The sequence below is a fragment of the Streptomyces sp. NPDC051172 genome (assembly GCF_040682555.1).
GTDB lineage: Bacteria > Actinomycetota > Actinomycetes > Streptomycetales > Streptomycetaceae > Streptomyces.
Genome location: NZ_JBFBBE010000086.1, coordinates 26168 through 40061 on the forward strand (window position 1 = coordinate 26168; position 13894 = coordinate 40061).

At 70.5% G+C, this 13894-nt stretch carries 16 protein-coding genes; 9 read left to right on the forward strand and 7 right to left on the reverse strand.

Annotated features, from left to right (window positions below):
* Nucleotides 1-70 precede the first annotated feature (70 nt).
* Entirely contained in the window at nt 71-871 is an 801-nt protein-coding gene (locus AB0N07_RS36375) for a site-2 protease family protein (RefSeq protein WP_365842642.1), read from the forward strand.
* Here AB0N07_RS36375 and AB0N07_RS36380 read toward each other — a convergent pair.
* Complete coding sequence (locus AB0N07_RS36380) at nt 861-1046, reverse strand: hypothetical protein (protein WP_365842644.1); 186 nt, start codon at nt 1044-1046, stop codon at nt 861-863. The genes AB0N07_RS36375 and AB0N07_RS36380 overlap by 11 nt on opposite strands.
* Before the next feature lie 63 nt (nt 1047-1109).
* Nucleotides 1110-1826: an NADPH-dependent F420 reductase gene (gene npdG / locus AB0N07_RS36385; RefSeq protein ID WP_365842646.1), complete on the reverse strand. Its 717-nt coding sequence runs from the start codon at nt 1824-1826 to the stop codon at nt 1110-1112.
* Between the two features lie 167 nt (nt 1827-1993).
* Here npdG and AB0N07_RS36390 point away from each other — a divergent pair, with 167 nt between their 5' ends.
* Nucleotides 1994-2596 carry a hypothetical protein gene (locus AB0N07_RS36390; protein WP_365842648.1) on the forward strand — a complete coding sequence of 201 codons (603 nt, stop codon included), beginning with the start codon at nt 1994-1996 and terminating at the stop codon, nt 2594-2596.
* 178 nt (nt 2597-2774) lie between these two features.
* A complete protein-coding gene (locus AB0N07_RS36395) occupies nt 2775-4076 on the forward strand; it encodes an MFS transporter (protein ID WP_365842650.1) in 1302 nt (433 codons plus the stop codon).
* Here AB0N07_RS36395 and AB0N07_RS36400 read toward each other — a convergent pair whose 3' ends face one another.
* A complete protein-coding gene (locus AB0N07_RS36400) occupies nt 4077-4307 on the reverse strand; it encodes a hypothetical protein (protein WP_115908505.1) in 231 nt (76 codons plus the stop codon).
* A gap of 58 nt (nt 4308-4365) precedes the next feature.
* On the opposite strand from AB0N07_RS36400, the gene map reads away from it, so the two are divergent.
* Both map and AB0N07_RS36410 read left to right on the forward strand, forming a co-directional pair.
* Nucleotides 4366-5223, forward strand: coding sequence for a type I methionyl aminopeptidase (map, locus tag AB0N07_RS36405; RefSeq protein ID WP_365842652.1), 858 nt, complete (start codon nt 4366-4368; stop codon nt 5221-5223).
* Nucleotides 5224-5325: 102 nt separating this feature from the next.
* Nucleotides 5326-5973: a biliverdin-producing heme oxygenase gene (locus tag AB0N07_RS36410; protein ID WP_365842654.1), complete on the forward strand. Its 648-nt coding sequence runs from the start codon at nt 5326-5328 to the stop codon at nt 5971-5973.
* A 10-nt stretch (nt 5974-5983) separates the two neighbouring features.
* Here the strand turns inward: AB0N07_RS36410 and AB0N07_RS36415 are convergent, their stop codons facing one another.
* A complete protein-coding gene (locus AB0N07_RS36415; protein WP_365842656.1) occupies nt 5984-6640 on the reverse strand; it encodes a PhzF family phenazine biosynthesis protein in 657 nt (218 codons plus the stop codon).
* 223 nt (nt 6641-6863) lie between these two features.
* On the opposite strand from AB0N07_RS36415, the gene efeO reads away from it, so the two are divergent.
* The 4 genes from efeO to AB0N07_RS36435 are packed head-to-tail and all read left to right on the forward strand — an operon-like array spanning nt 6864 to nt 11133.
* Nucleotides 6864-8003 carry an iron uptake system protein EfeO gene (gene efeO, locus AB0N07_RS36420; RefSeq protein ID WP_365842658.1) on the forward strand — a complete coding sequence of 380 codons (1140 nt, stop codon included), beginning with the start codon at nt 6864-6866 and terminating at the stop codon, nt 8001-8003.
* Nucleotides 8004-8018: 15 nt separating this feature from the next.
* Nucleotides 8019-9296 carry an iron uptake transporter deferrochelatase/peroxidase subunit gene (efeB, locus tag AB0N07_RS36425; protein ID WP_365842660.1) on the forward strand — a complete coding sequence of 426 codons (1278 nt, stop codon included), beginning with the start codon at nt 8019-8021 and terminating at the stop codon, nt 9294-9296.
* Nucleotides 9297-9299: 3 nt separating this feature from the next.
* A complete protein-coding gene (gene efeU, locus AB0N07_RS36430; protein WP_365842662.1) occupies nt 9300-10172 on the forward strand; it encodes an iron uptake transporter permease EfeU in 873 nt (290 codons plus the stop codon).
* Nucleotides 10132-11133 (forward strand): hypothetical protein, encoded by a 1002-nt coding sequence (locus AB0N07_RS36435; RefSeq protein WP_365842664.1) that lies wholly within the window; start codon nt 10132-10134, stop codon nt 11131-11133. Before efeU ends, AB0N07_RS36435 begins: the two co-directional genes overlap by 41 nt.
* Before the next feature lie 134 nt (nt 11134-11267).
* Here AB0N07_RS36435 and AB0N07_RS36440 read toward each other — a convergent pair whose 3' ends face one another.
* Genes AB0N07_RS36440 through AB0N07_RS36450 form a run of 3 tightly spaced genes read right to left on the reverse strand, consistent with a single transcriptional unit; the run spans nt 11268 to nt 13773 of the window.
* Nucleotides 11268-12002: a bifunctional DNA primase/polymerase gene (locus AB0N07_RS36440; RefSeq protein ID WP_365842666.1), complete on the reverse strand. Its 735-nt coding sequence runs from the start codon at nt 12000-12002 to the stop codon at nt 11268-11270.
* Between the two features lie 39 nt (nt 12003-12041).
* Nucleotides 12042-12704, reverse strand: coding sequence for a TetR/AcrR family transcriptional regulator (locus AB0N07_RS36445; protein WP_365842668.1), 663 nt, complete (start codon nt 12702-12704; stop codon nt 12042-12044).
* A 25-nt stretch (nt 12705-12729) separates the two neighbouring features.
* Entirely contained in the window at nt 12730-13773 is a 1044-nt protein-coding gene (locus AB0N07_RS36450) for a small ribosomal subunit Rsm22 family protein (protein ID WP_365842670.1), read from the reverse strand.
* Between the last annotated feature and the right edge of the window lie 121 nt (nt 13774-13894).

Sequence of the window (13894 nt, forward strand, 5' to 3'; positions counted from 1 at the left end):
AGACGTTTTCCACGTACGCCCGGTACCGTCGGGCAGTCCCACCGCGTGCACGCACTGTCCAGGGAGTCCCATGACCACCGCCACCACCAGCCGCAGCGACCGGCGGATCAGCCCCGTCTTCGTGGGGATCCTGGCCGTCACGGCGGTCACGGGCTGGGCCACCTGGACCGGGTTCGCGGAGCAGCCGGGCGTGGCCGTGTTCCTGTTCGTGACAGCGGCCTGGATCGTCTCCCTGTGTCTGCACGAGTACGCACACGCGCGTACCGCCCTGCACAGCGGCGACATCTCGGTCGGCGCGAAGGGCTATCTCACGCTGAACCCGATGAAGTACACGCATGCGCTGCTGAGCATCGTGCTGCCGGTCCTCTTTGTGATCATGGGTGGTATCGGTCTGCCCGGTGGTGCCGTCTTCATCGAACGCGGGCGGATCAGCGGTCGCTGGCGGCACAGTCTCATCTCGGCGGCCGGTCCACTGACGAACGTGCTGTTCGCGGCGGTGTGCACCGCCCCGTTCTGGCTGCACGCGCTGGACGGCGTGCCGCGCGACTTCCAGTTCGCGCTGGCCTTCCTCGCCCTGCTCCAGGTCACGGCCGCCATCCTGAACTTCCTGCCGGTGCCCGGCCTGGACGGCTACGGCATCATCGAGCCCTGGCTGTCGTACAAGATCAAGCGGCAGGTGGAGCCCTTCGCGCCGTTCGGCCTGCTGTTCGTGTTCGCGCTGCTGTGGGTGCCGTCGATCAACACCGCGTTCTTCGACATGATCGACTCGATCCTGCGCAGCCTCGGGATCAGCGACTTCGGCACGTACTGCGGCCAGGAGCTCTACCGCTTCTGGCAGGGCACGAACGAGTTCTGCTCGGTCAGCCAGTGACGGAGGACCGGCGCCCGTCCCGGCCCCGCTTCCAGTAGTACCAGCACATGTTGCTGGACAGCCCCGCGAGCAGGATCCACACGATCCCCAGCCAGCTGCCCTGCGCGAAGGAGACCACGGCCGCGGCCACGGCGAGCACAAAGACGATCAAAGCATAGAGGCCAAGGCGGGGCATTTCGTTCGACTCCTGTCGGCGGGCTGGGGGACACCGTTACGGCGTCCAGTGTCCCCCATCGCCTCACACGTCCGTGACGCGGAGCCCGGCGTGTGCCTTGTACCGGCGGTTCACGGAGATCAGGTTGGCGACCAGCGACTCCACCTGGTGGGCGTTGCGCAGCCGGCCGGCGAAGATGCCGCGCATGCCCGGGATGCGCCCGGCCAGCGCCTGCACGATCTCGACGTCGGCCCGCTCCTCCCCCAGCACCATCACATCGGTGTCGATCTCGGCGATCTCCGGGTCCTGGAGGAGCACCGCCGACAGATGGTGGAAGGCGGCGGTGACCCGGGAGTCCGGCAGCAGGGCGGCGGCCTGTTCGGCCGCGCTGCCCTCCTCCGGCTTGATCGCGTAGGCACCCTTCTTGTCGAAGCCGAGCGGGTTGACGCAGTCGACGACGAGCTTGCCGGCCAGTTCCTCGCGCAGGGACTCCAGGGTCTTGCCGTGACCGTCCCACGGCACGGCGACGATGACGACGTCGCTGCGGCGCGCGGCCTCGGCGTTGTCGGCGCCCTCGATGCCGTGCCCGAGCTCGTCCGCCGCGGCCTGGGCACGCTCGGCGGCACGCGAGCCGATGATCACCTTCTGGCCGGACCGGGCCAGCCGGTAGGCGAGGCCCTTGCCCTGCGGCCCGGTCCCACCGAGGACGCCGACGACGAGGCCGGAGACGTCGGGCAGGTCCCAGGGGTCCTTGGCGGGGGCCTTCGCAGGGGTCTGTGCAGCACTGTCGGTAGAGGTCATGGGCCGACTTTACGTCCGCCCCGGCCACCCCCGCGGGTCAGGTGAGCCGGGTCACGGGCAGCCGTCGCAGGACGATCCGCTCGTAGGCGCCGGCACTGTCGCCAGGTCGGGCGAATTCGGGGTGAACGCCCGGTCAGGGGTCGCCGACTGGTGCAGGATGCGCAGGCATGGACGCCGTACGTGTCGCGTTGCTGCGGGAAGTGCTCGCCGGGACCGAGTGGCTGGGGGCCGCGCGGCGGTTCGCGGGGGTGCTGCGCGGATCGGTGGTGTCGCACGGCGGGGGGCTGCTGCTGGTGGGCACCGAGGAGTACGAGCCGTGGCATCTGGCGGCGCATCTGGTGGACGAGGCGGCGTGGTCGGGGACGCCGGAGCTGACGCCGACGCTCGTACGGCATGGGGCGCGTCCCTCGGATCCGGCACATCTGGCGGTGGGGCTCGGGCGGTTGGCGGCTGCGCGGCGGGGGGAGACGCTGCTGGTGGTTTCGCCCGCCGGGCCGGAGGGTCCGCTGCTGGAGCGGGTGTACGACGTGCGGCGGGCCGGGGCGACGGTGTTGGCGCTCGGGCCGGGGGAGGATGAACTTGCCTCTCTGGCTCACGAGTCGCTGGCTGTGCCGGAGGGCTCCGAGCTGGACCTGGACACCGTGCAGCACCTGGTGAGTGCGGCGGCCGGCGAGAACGCGCTGCCGGCGCCTCGGGGCAACCGGCGCCTGAGGGACCGCCTGTACCGCCTGGCGGAACAACTGACGGCCCCGCCACCGGCGCGCTGGTGACCTCACCCGAGGATTTCGCCCCCGCCGCCCCAACTCAGCCCGTCCGGCGTTTGAGGACGAGGCCGTTCAGGCCGAAGCGGGGGTCTGGGGGCGGCAGCCCCCAGGTACGGGACGGGTAGGGGCGGCGGGGGCGAAAAACGGTTGCCTGTGGTGGCGGCCCCGCCGAGCATGGCCCTTCGTGACCACCGACGGCCTGCGCGCGCTCCTCCCCGACCTCACCCCCTGGCGGAACTCCCGCGACTTCCGGCGGCTGTGGGTCTCGGGAACGATCTCGAACTTCGGGAGCTTCCTGACGTTCGTCGCGCTGCCGGTGCAACTCAAGGAGCTCACCGGATCCGCGGCGGCGGTCGGCGCGATCGGAGCCGTGGAGCTGCTGCCCCTGCTCGTGTTCGGGCTGTACGGCGGCGCCCTCGCCGACGCGCTCGACAAGCGGAAGCTGATCGTGTGGACGGAGGCCGGACAGGGCCTGCTCAGCGCGGCCCTGCTGGCCAACGCCCTGCTCCCGCACCCGGCCGTATGGCCGCTGTACGCCGTCGCCGCCCTGTCCTCCGCCCTCGTCTCCGTACAACGCCCGGCCATCGACTCCCTCTGGCCCCGCATCGTGGCCCACGAGCACATGCCCGCCGCCGCCGCGCTGAACTCCCTGCGCTGGACGGTCGGCGGCGTCGCCGGCCCGGCCCTGGCGGGCGTGGTCGTGGCGTACGCGGGCCTCGGCTGGGCGTACGGCGCGGACCTCGCGACCTTCGTCGTCTCCGTGCTCCTCATCGTCCCCATCGCCGCCTCCCCCGCCGCTCACGAAGCCGCGAAGCCCTCGCTGAAGGCCATCGCGGAGGGCGCCCGCTACGCCTGGAGCCGCAAGGAACTCCTCGGCACCTACGCCGTCGACCTCGCCGCGATGTTCCTGGCGATGCCGCTCGCCGTACTGCCCTTCCTGGCCGACGAGTTGGACGCGAACTGGGCGCTGGGCCTGATGTACGCGACGGTCCCGTTCGGGTCGATGCTGGTGGGGCTGACCGGCGGCTGGACCTCACGGGTGCACCGGCACGGGCGGATGGTGGTGCTGTCAGCGGCGCTGTGGGGCCTGGCGATCGCCGCCGCCGGCGTCGTCGGCAACGTATGGCTGGTGCTGCTGTTCCTGACCGTGGCCGGCGGCTGCGACATGGTCAGCGGGATCTTCCGCGGCGCCATGTGGAACCAGACGATCCCGGACGAGCTGCGCGGCCGGCTCGCCGGGATCGAGCTGCTGTCGTACTCGGTGGGGCCGACCGTCGGCCAGGTCCGCTCCGGCGGTTTCGCCGCCTGGTGGGGCGTACGGACGTCCGTCTGGTCCGGCGGCCTGCTCTGCGCGGGCGCGGTGGGGCTGCTGGCGCTGTGCCTGCCCAAGCTGATGACGTACGACGTGCGCACGAACGAGCACGCGCTGCGGCTGCGCGACCAGCGGACGGCAGCCGCACCGGCACAGACCACCGCGCAGGCCTGATCAGTCGTCGTCAGGGGTTCCGGCAGGGGCGTCGTGCCACTTCGGGTCGTTCTCCCACTCGAGGTTGCGCTCGCGCGCCGTCTGCATCGCGTGCTCGGCCTCCTGCCGGGAGGCGTACGGCCCGAAGCGGTCCTTGGCGGGGCACTCCGGCCCCTCCTCGACCTTCTTGTGCTCCAGGCAGTAGTACCACTCGCCCGGCTTGCCGACCGTGCGCTTCTTGAACAAGGCCATGACCTGCTCCTCTCGCCAGGGACATGTTCCCCCACACCCGCTCGTTAGACTCACTGGCATGTCTGGCCAGTCGCTGCTCGTACCAGGGGAGCTGTCCCCCGCCCGTTCCGTACCCGGAAACATCCGCCGTCCCGAGTACGTCGGCAAGCCCGCCCCGACGCCGTACACCGGGCCGGAGGTGCAGACGCCCGAGACGATCGAGGCGATGCGGGTCGCCGGCCGGATCGCCGCGCAGGCGATGGAGGAAGCGGCGAAGCTCATCTCGCCGGGTGTCACCACCGACGAACTGGACAAGGTGGCGCACGACTACATGTGCGACCACGGCGCCTACCCGTCGACGCTCGGCTACCGCGGCTTCCCCAAGTCCCTGTGCACCTCGGTCAACGAGGTCATCTGCCACGGCATCCCGGACTCGACGGTGCTGCGCGACGGCGACATCGTCAACCTCGACGTGACGGCGTACATCGGCGGTGTGCACGGCGACAACAACGCGACCTACCTGGTCGGGGACGTCGACGAGAAGAGCCGGCTGCTGGTCGAGCGGACCCGGGAGTCGTTGCACCGCGCGATCAAGGCGGTCAAGCCGGGCCGCCAGATCAACATCATCGGCCGGGTCATCGAGTCGTACGCCAAGCGGTTCGGGTACGGCGTGGTCCGCGACTTCACGGGCCACGGCATCAACTCGTCCTTCCACTCGGGCCTGATCGTCCCGCACTACGACAGCCCGCACGCGACGACCGTCATGCAGCCCGGGATGACGTTCACGATCGAGCCGATGCTGACGCTCGGGACGCACGAGTACGACATGTGGGACGACGGCTGGACGGTCGTCACGAAGGACCGCAAGCGGACGGCCCAGTTCGAGCACACGCTGGTGGTGACGGAGTCGGGGGCGGAGATCCTCACCCTGCCGTAGGAATTTCGTATCGATCTTCGAAGACCCGTCCCGCTGCCGGGGCGGGTCTTTTCTCGTACACTTTTACCGACAGCCTGTCGGCAACCTTGGAAGACGGGGCCCATGGACTCCTTCTCGACCGTCATCCGCACCGCGTCCCACGAGCAGCACACGGAGGCGGAGACCTCGACGTTCATGAGCGACCTGCTGGGCGGGCGGCTGGGCGTGGAGGCGTACGCGCGCTACACCGAGCAACTGTGGTTCGTCTACGAGGCCCTGGAGACCGAAGCCGAGCGGCTGGCGTCCGACCCGGTGGCCGGCCCCTTCATCCGGCCGGAACTCCTCCGCCTGACGGCCCTGGAGCAGGACCTGGCACACCTACGGGGCCCCGACTGGCGCACGGGACTGCGCGCACTCCCGGCGACAGCGGCGTACGCGGCCCGGGTGCGCCAGTGCGCCGAACAGTGGCCCGGCGGCTACGTCGCGCACCACTACACCCGGTATCTGGGAGACCTCTCCGGCGGCCAGATCATCCGCGGCAAGGCGGAGAAGACGTGGGGCTTCGCACGGAAGGGCGACGGGGTGCGCTTCTACGTGTTCGAGGGGGTCGCCAACCCGGCCGCCTTCAAGCGCGAGTACCGGGAACTGCTGGATGCCGTACGCGCTGACGACCTGGAGAAGCAGCGGATCGTCGCGGAGTGCAAGCGGGCGTTCGCCTTGAACACGGCGGTGTTCCGGGCGCTGGGAGAGGAGTTCCCGCTGAGCGCATAGGGACGGGGTCCTAGCGTTCGGGCTGGCGTTCCAGATACACACGCCCGCCGATCTCGACCCACCCGTACGGCTGCGGAGCCGTGAGGATCTGCGACCCCGCCCCCTGCGTGATGTTCAGCGCCCGCCCAAGCCGGTCGGTGAGGAGCAACGCGGCCGCCCCGGTGGCCTCGTCCTCGTCGATGCCGTCGTCCCGGCCGGGGAAACCACGCGCACGGACCCGCCCAGCGGGCTCGTCCTCCCAGGCCCAGGCGTAGATCCACTCCCCCTTCGGCGGGACGGGCAGGTCGTCGACCTCGGCGGCCGTGGCGTACTGGCGCAAGGTGCGCGGCGGGGCCCACTCCGCGCGGGCCTCGATCCAGCTGAACTCCCCGTCCTGGCGCGCCCCGACCTGCCCGGCCGGGGTGACCAGTTCGTCCACATCGAGGAGCCAGGCCGCGCCGACGCAGGGGTGGCCGGCGAAGGGCAGGCGCAGGGTGGGGGTGTAGATGTCGACGACTCCGCGCTCGGGGTCGTCGACGAACACGGTCTCGCTGAACCCGAGCTTCGCGGCGAACGCCTGTCGCTCCGCCTGGTCGGGCATGACGGATCCCTCGCGGACGACACCGAGTTCGTTGCCGTAGCCGCCGTTCGGGGCGCAGAAGACGCGGAGCACGTCGTAGTCGGTCACGGGGGAATTGAAACACTGGACGGATCCCTTGACGCCCCCTTGACCAATCCTTGGTATTCACATTGCGCCGCCGCGATCGCGCCGTGCTCATACAGCGTCCATGAGATCCGAATCACCACACGGCCGGGCATTAGGCAGGTAAGCCTTAGGTAAGTTAGGTGAGCCTCACCAACCCTGCGTGAGTCTCGACCACGCGATTTTTTCGCCAGCCTCAGGAGCCTGCATGCGAGCCGCCAGACTCTCCGTCGTCACCGCCGTCGCCACCGCGGCGGCGCTGACCGCCGTCACCGGGTGCACGGAGAAGAGCAAGGGCGACGGCGACGCCGCGGTCCAGGTGACCGCCGCCGACTCCACGTGCGACACCTCCACCAAGTCGGTGCCGGCCGGACAGGTCACATTGAAGATCGAGAACAAGGGCTCCAAGGCGACCGAGGTCGAGATCCTCTTCCCGGACGACCGGATCGTCTCCGAGAAGGAGAACATCGGGTCCGGTACGAAGTACACGCTGACCGCCGAGGTGAAGGCGGGCGAGTACGAGATCGCCTGCCGCCCCGGCATGAAGGGCCACGGCGTCCGGCAGAAGCTGACCGTCACCGGTTCCGGCGCCACCGCCAAGCGGAACCCCGAGCTGGACAAGGCCGTTGCCGACTACCGCGAGTGGGCGCAGGAGCAGGCCGACGCGACCCTCCCGAAGGTGGAGGTCTTCGCCAAGGCCATCAAGGCCGGCGACCTCAAGGCCGCCCAGGACGCCTACGCCCCCTCCCGCGTCGGCTGGGAGCGCACCGAGCCGATCGCCGAGTCCTTCGGCGACATCGACCCGAAGACCGACACCCGCGCCGACGGCCTGGAGAAGGGCCAGAAGTGGACCGGCTGGCACGCGCTGGAGAAGGCGCTGTGGCAGGACAAGAAGATCGGCGCCGAGCAGAAGACCCTCGCCGACCAGCTGGTCACCGATCTGAAGGACTGGCAGCAGCGGGTCGGCAAGGCCGAGATCACCCCGACCTCCATGGCCAACGGTGCCAAGGAGCTCCTCGACGAGGTCGCCACCGGCAAGGTCACCGGTGAGGAGGACCGCTACTCGCACACGGACCTGAGCGACTTCAAGGCCAACGTGGAAGGCGCGCAGCAGGCGTACGAACTGCTCAAGCCGGTCGCGCAGAAGAACGACAAGGCGCTGGCCACCGAGCTCGACAAGCAGTTCGCCACGTTGAACACGCTGCTCGACAAGTACCGCACCGACAAGACCTCCGACGGCTTCGTGTCGTACGACAAGGTCACTCAGGACCAGCGCAAGGAGCTCTCGGACGCGGTGAACGCGCTCGCGGAGCCGCTGTCCAAGCTCGCCGCCGCCGTCGTCAAGTAGGGGACGGACAACACCATGACGGACACCCAGGAAGCCGCCACCACCGAGGCAGGCAGCTCCAAGGCCCCCTCCCGCCGTTCGCTGATCGGCTGGGGCGGGGCGGGGCTCGCGCTCGGTGCCGCCGCAGCCGGCGGTGCGGTCGCGATGACCCGCGCAGGCAACGACGCGGACCCGACGGCCGCCGAGACCGGAGCCGCGGTCGCCTTCCACGGCGTGAACCAGGCCGGCATCGCGACGCCCGTACAGGACAGGCTGCACTTCGCCGCGTTCGACGTACAGACGGACGACCGCGCCGAGTTCGTGCAGATGCTGAAGGACTGGACGGCGGCCGCGCGCCGGATGACGGGCGGGAAGGCGGTCGGGGAGGGCGCGTACGGCGGTCTCGCCGAAGCCCCGCCGGACGACACCGGTGAGGCGCTGGGCCTCAAGCCCTCGCGGCTGACGCTGACGATCGGCTTCGGCCCTTCGCTGTTCGACAGGTTCGGGCTGAAGGACCACCGGCCCGAGGCGCTGGTGGACCTGCCGCAGTTCCCCGGCGAGAACCTCGACAGGAACCGCACCGGCGGCGACCTGTGCATCCAGGCCTGCGCGGACGACCCGCAGGTCGCCGTGCACGCGATCCGCAACCTGGCCCGCATCGGCTTCGGCAAGGTCAACATCCGCTGGTCGCAGCTCGGCTTCGGCAAGACCTCCTCGACGACCCCGGACGCGCAGACCCCGCGCAACCTGATGGGCTTCAAGGACGGCACCCGCAACATCGCGGGCACCGAGACGGACCGCCTGAAGAAGTTCGTGTGGGTCGGCGAGAAGGACGGCCCCGACTGGATGACCGGCGGGTCGTATCTCGTCGCGCGGCGCATCCGCATGCACATCGAGACCTGGGACCGCACCTCGCTGCAGGAGCAGGAGGACGTCTTCGGCCGGGACAAGGGCGAGGGCGCCCCGGTCGGCAAGGCCAAGGAGCACGACGAGCCGTTCCTGAAGGCCATGAAGCCCACCGCGCACGTCCGGCTCGCGCACCCCGACTCCAACAACGGGATCACGATCCTGCGCCGCGGCTACTCCTTCACCGACGGCACCGACGGCCTCGGCCGGCTGGACGCGGGCCTGTTCTTCCTCGCCTACCAGCGGGACGTGCGGGGCGGGTTCATCCCGCTGCAGCGCAGGCTGTCGGCGACCGACGCCCTCAACGAGTACATCCAGCACGTGGGTTCGGCGGTGTTCGCCGTTCCGCCCGGCGTCCGTGACAAGGACGACTGGTGGGGCAGCACGCTGTTCTCCAAGGAGGCGTGAGCCGTGTTCTCCAACTATCTGATCGGTCTGCGCGAGGGTCTCGAAGCCAGCCTGGTCGTCTGCATCCTGATCGCCTACCTGGTCAAGACGGGCCGCCGGGACGCCATCCGGCCCATCTGGATCGGCATCTCCATCGCCGTGCTGATCGCGATGGGCTTCGGCTGCGTCCTCGAATTCGGCTCCCAGGAGCTGACGTTCGAGGCGCAGGAGGCCCTCGGCGGCTCGCTCTCCGTCGTCGCCGTCTGTCTGGTGACGTGGATGGTGTTCTGGATGCGGCGCACCGCCCGGCACCTGAAGTCGGAGCTGCACGGCAAGCTGGACGCGGCCCTCGCCATGGGCACGGGCGCCCTGGTCGCCACCGCGTTCCTCGCCGTCGGCCGTGAGGGCCTGGAGACCGCCCTGTTCGTGTGGGCCTCGGTGCACGCGGCCGGCGACGGCACCCCGCGCCCCCTGATCGGCGTGGCGCTGGGCCTGGCGACGGCGGTCTTCCTGGGCTGGCTGTTCTACCGCGGCGCCCTGAAGATCAACCTCGCGAAGTTCTTCTCCTGGACCGGCGGCATGCTGGTCGTCGTGGCCGCGGGCGTACTGGCGTACGGCTTCCACGACCTCCAGGAGGCCGACTGGATCCCCGGCCTGACGCACCTGGCGTTCGACATCAGTGACACCATCCCGCCGGACAGCTGGTACGGCACCCTCCTCAAGGGCGTGTTCAACTTCCAGCCGGACCCGACCGTCCTTCAGGTCACGGTGTGGCTGCTGTACTTGATCCCGACGCTCGCGCTGTTCTTCGCCCCGGTAGGGTTCGCCTCCGGGAAGGGGAAGGTGAAGACACCTGATGAGCAGGGATCGCGGCCCTCGAAGGCTCCGCAGGCTTGAGCGAAGCGCACTGATTGCGGCCTCGGTGACCGCTTTGTCGTTGACGGCGAGCGGTTGTGTGGTGGTGCACGGGGAGCGCGAGGTGCTCCCCTCCTCCACCCGCGCCGAGGCGGCCAAGGCGCTCGAACAGTTCACGTCCGCGTACAACAAGGCGGACAAGGCGTACGACAGTTCGCTCGACGCCGACCATGTCACCGGCGCCCTGGGCGACATCGACGCGGCCCGCCTCAAGGCCGGTCACGCGCTCAGCCCGTCCGGCAATCCGGCGCACACACCGCTGCAGCTGAGCGACGTGACGTACACGATCCCCAAGAAGGCGGGCTGGCCCCGCTGGTTCGTCGCGGAGGCCCAGGGCAACAAGGGCGGCAATCTGCACTGGCTGCTGGTCTTCCACCGCGACGGTCTGGGCCGGCCGTGGAAGGTGGCGTATCTGACGCTCATCCGCCCGGGCGCGCTGCCGAAGGTGCAGAAGGACGCGGCCGGCTGGGCCGAGGCCGTACCGGCGAACTCGGCCGAATTCGCCGTCCCGCCCGGGGACTTGAGCAAGGACTACGCGACCTACCTGAAGAACGGCGGGCAGGTCTTCGCCCCGGGTCCGCACACCGACCAGTGGCGCGCCGAGCGCAAGAAGCTGTCCAAGAAGCCGGGCCTGGTCACACAGTTCATCGACGAGCCGCTGATCAACGGCAGCTACGCCCCCTTGGCGCTGCGCACGACGGACGGCGGCGCACTGGTCTTCTTCACCAACCGCCGCTACGAGAAGCAGACCGCCGCAGCGGGCACCTCGATCCCCGCGCAGAACGCAAGCGTGAAGGCGCTGACCACCGGCGAGATCAAGCAGTCGCTGACCCTGGAGTACATGTCGAACGGGGTGGCCCTGGACCCGCCTCGGAGCGCGGGCAGCGACGGGGTGGCGGTCCTGTCACGGTTGGAGGGCCTGACATCCGCGCAGGGGTCGTAGGCAACTGCGGTTCGGCCGCGCCCTAAAGGGGCGCGGGGCTGTGTCTGATCTGCGGCTACCGCCGCGCGGACGCGACCAGCCACGACGGAGCCGCAGACGACCGACAACACATCGCCGCCCAACCCGCGGAGCGCCTAGTGCCGCAGGGGCCAGCCCGCACCCGCGTGGTCGGGCTCCTCACCCGCGTACCGGGCACCGGAGTCCGTGAGAATCTCAAGCAGGCTCAGAGGATCCGGCAGCGGATGCTCAAGCCCCCGTACCCAGTGCACACCCTGGTCACCGGGCAGCCGGGCAGGCGGCACGAGGACGTACGAGCCACGGCAGTGCCACCGCAGCCCCGGGTGCTCGTCCATCGTCTCGGGGTGGCAGTCCAACTCGCACGGCCACCACTCGTCCTCGTCCTCGGGGGTGCCCCTGGTGAGGGTGAAGAACAGCAGCCGCCCGTCGTCGCTCTCGGCGACGGGCCCGACCTCGATGCCGGCGGCAAGCAGCCGCTCCAAGGCCTCCCGGCCCGCCTCCAGAGGCATGTCGAGGACGTCGTGCACCATGCCGGTCGCGGTGATGAAGTTGGCCTGCGGCTGGTGGCGGGCCCAGCGCTCGATCTGGGCGCGGTCGGTGGTGGACTGCGTCTGCCAGGCGAACGACACCGGGTGCCGGGCCGGAGTGGGACAGCCCACGCGGTCGCAGGAACAGCGGTAGCCGGGGGCGGGATACGCGGCGGGGGCGAGCGGCAGACCCGCTCCGGCGGCGGCGAGCAGCAGGGCCTCACGGCCGCCTTCTTCGGCGCCGGTCTCCTTCGGGCGGCGGCCACGCAGCCACTGGGAGAGTTTGCCCTGCCGGCCGGTCCGGCCGCCCAACTCCGCGCTCATCTACCACCCTCGCCTCGCTGTCGTGCGCAACAGCATGCCCTATGGTCCCACCGCGCCGTGCTCCGGGGTGCCAGAAGGGACATCCGGGGTACGAGGGGCAAGACCGTGCAGGGCGTACTCGACGAGGGTGTCCGTGTAGGCGTACGAGATCGGTCCCGTGTGCTGCAGCCAGCGCTGGGCGAGGGGTGAGACGAACAGTTCCAGGGCGATGCGCGGGTCGATGTCGGGGCGGACCTGACCGGCTCGCTGCGCGGAACGCAGCCGGTCGACGTACAGCTGGAGCGAGGGTTCGAGGAGCTTGGCCACGAACTCCCGGCCGAGCTGCTCGTTGACGAGGCCCTCGGCGGCCAGCGCCCGGGAGGGCACCTCGAACCGGGGGTCCTTCAGCTGGTCGACGGTGACCCGCAGCACGGCCTTGAGGTCGGCGGCGAGGTCGCCGGTGTCCGGGATGACGTACGGCTCCTGGCCCGCGTCCCGCGCCGCCTGCGCACTGAGGTCGAGGAACGCCTCCAGCAGGACGTCGGCCTTCGACCCCCACCACCGGTAGATCGTCTGCTTGCCGACGCCGGCCCGGGCGGCGATGCCCTCGATGGTCGTCCTCGGGTAGCCGATCTCACCGACCAGGGCGAGGGCGGCGTCGTAGATCGCGCGACGGGACCGCTCGCTGCGGCGGGTGGCGTCGGGGGCGGGCTTCTTGACCATGGACCGACGGTACCGGCTCGTGGTGCTACGGCTCCTGGGTGTACGGCGGCCAGGGGTCGCCCCAGGCCGCGTCCCGGGCCGCCTTGTACAGGTCACCGTGGCGTTTGGTGACCGTGGTGCGGCCGAGGGAGGGTTCGGTCTCGCACAGGTCCAGGAGCACCTGGCCCTTGCGGATCTGGGGCCTGCGTACGACGCGGTTGGGCGCCGGGGTGACACGGGGCGGCTGGGCGGGAGAAGAGGCGAGCGGCTGGGCGGGAGAAGAGGGGAAGCGGGCGGCGGCGACGTAGCTGAACTTCTCGTCCTCGTAAGGCAGGGAGCCACCCTTGACCTGGCGGTGCAGGGAGGAACGGCTGACCCTTGCCGCGAAGTGGCACCAGTCCTCGCCGGGGACGATCGGGCAGCGGGCGCTGTGCGGGCAGGGCGCGGCTACGTGGAACCCGGCGGCGATCAGGCGGTCGCGGGCCTCGATGACGCGGGCGTATCCGGCGGGGGTGCCGGCCTCGACGATCACGACGGCCCGGGCGGCGGCCGCGGCTGCGTCCACGAGGGCGGTGCGGTCGGGTTCGGTGAGTTCGTTGAGGACGTAGGAGACGGTGAGGAGGTCCGTGTCGTCGAGGGTGAGGGCGGCGCCGATGCGGGCGCGTCGCCAACTGGCCTGCTGGAGGGCGGGGTTGGCGGCGGCGAGTTCCTTGCCGAGGGCGAGGGCGGGTTCGGCCCAGTCGAGGACAGTGACGGGGCGGGTGCCGTCCCAGGTGGCGGTGACGGCCCAGGTGGCGGCACCGGTGCCGCCACCGAGGTCGGTGTGGCTGCCGGGTGTCCAGCCGGGCACGGCGTCGGCGAACGCCTCCAGCGCGGAGTGCACCGCCTCGAAGGTGGCCGGCATGCGGTAGGCGGCGTAGGCGGCCACGTCTGCGCGGTCGCGGAGGATGGGGGCGTCGGTCGGGGTGGCCCCGCGGTAATTGGCGATGAGGCGGTCGACGGCCTGGGCGGCCTGCTTGGGCGGCAGCCCGTCGAGGAGGCCGGCAAGACTGCGGCGCAGGGCTTCGGCCGGGGCTACGGGGTCGTTCACCCGCCGATTCTATTTCGCCCCCGCCGCCCCTTCCCGTCCCGACCCTGGGGGCTGCGCCCCCAGACCCCCACTTTCGGCCTGAACGGCCCCGTCCTCAAACGCCGGACGGGCTGAAAAGATC

Bases quoted from the DNA above. Each gene is read 5' to 3' on its own strand.
- AB0N07_RS36375 (WP_365842642.1), top strand. From the start codon at position 71: ATGACCACCGCCACCACCAGCCGCAGCGACCGGCGGATCAGCCCCGTC.
- AB0N07_RS36380 (WP_365842644.1), bottom strand. From the start codon at position 1,046: ATGCCCCGCCTTGGCCTCTATGCTTTGATCGTCTTTGTGCTCGCCGTG.
- npdG (WP_365842646.1), bottom strand. From the start codon at position 1,826: ATGACCTCTACCGACAGTGCTGCACAGACCCCTGCGAAGGCCCCCGCC.
- AB0N07_RS36390 (WP_365842648.1), top strand. From the start codon at position 1,994: ATGGACGCCGTACGTGTCGCGTTGCTGCGGGAAGTGCTCGCCGGGACC.
- AB0N07_RS36400 (WP_115908505.1), bottom strand. From the start codon at position 4,307: ATGGCCTTGTTCAAGAAGCGCACGGTCGGCAAGCCGGGCGAGTGGTAC.
- map (WP_365842652.1), top strand. From the start codon at position 4,366: ATGTCTGGCCAGTCGCTGCTCGTACCAGGGGAGCTGTCCCCCGCCCGT.
- AB0N07_RS36410 (WP_365842654.1), top strand. From the start codon at position 5,326: ATGGACTCCTTCTCGACCGTCATCCGCACCGCGTCCCACGAGCAGCAC.
- efeO (WP_365842658.1), top strand. From the start codon at position 6,864: ATGCGAGCCGCCAGACTCTCCGTCGTCACCGCCGTCGCCACCGCGGCG.
- efeB (WP_365842660.1), top strand. From the start codon at position 8,019: ATGACGGACACCCAGGAAGCCGCCACCACCGAGGCAGGCAGCTCCAAG.
- AB0N07_RS36435 (WP_365842664.1), top strand. From the start codon at position 10,132: ATGAGCAGGGATCGCGGCCCTCGAAGGCTCCGCAGGCTTGAGCGAAGC.
- AB0N07_RS36440 (WP_365842666.1), bottom strand. From the start codon at position 12,002: ATGAGCGCGGAGTTGGGCGGCCGGACCGGCCGGCAGGGCAAACTCTCC.
- AB0N07_RS36445 (WP_365842668.1), bottom strand. From the start codon at position 12,704: ATGGTCAAGAAGCCCGCCCCCGACGCCACCCGCCGCAGCGAGCGGTCC.